The organism is Bacillus sp. SIMBA_154, from assembly GCF_046536015.1.
In the GTDB taxonomy this organism is placed as follows: domain Bacteria; phylum Bacillota; class Bacilli; order Bacillales; family Bacillaceae; genus Bacillus; species Bacillus pumilus_P.
This window is the reverse complement of sequence record NZ_JAWJBV010000667.1, coordinates 1-235: the sequence shown is the minus strand read 5'-3', so window position 1 is coordinate 235 and position 235 is coordinate 1. Positions and strand designations below refer to the sequence as shown.

Here is a 235-nt window from a genome sequence, read left to right as displayed (position 1 = left end):
TTGTTTGCAGCAGATCATTCATATGAATGGGTGATGGTTGTTCGAGAAGCGGATGCACAAGTTTTTGTCTAACATGTTGAATAGGTAAGATGATCATCTTCATCTGATGTTTTAAATAAGTGATGACTCCGACAGTTAATAAAAGACTGCAAAGAATAAGAGAGAGCTGTAAAAGTAAGATTGAATTCATCGTATATCGTCCTCTCAGAGTGAAGTTACGCAAAGCTATCATAAT

General features: G+C 35.7%; 1 pseudogene. It reads right to left on the bottom strand.

Annotation, left to right across the window (positions count from 1 at the left end):
• Positions 1 to 190, bottom strand: a pseudogene (locus R0K30_RS23530) (thiol:disulfide interchange protein); the annotation flags it as partial.
• Positions 191 to 235: the final 45 nt, after the last annotated feature.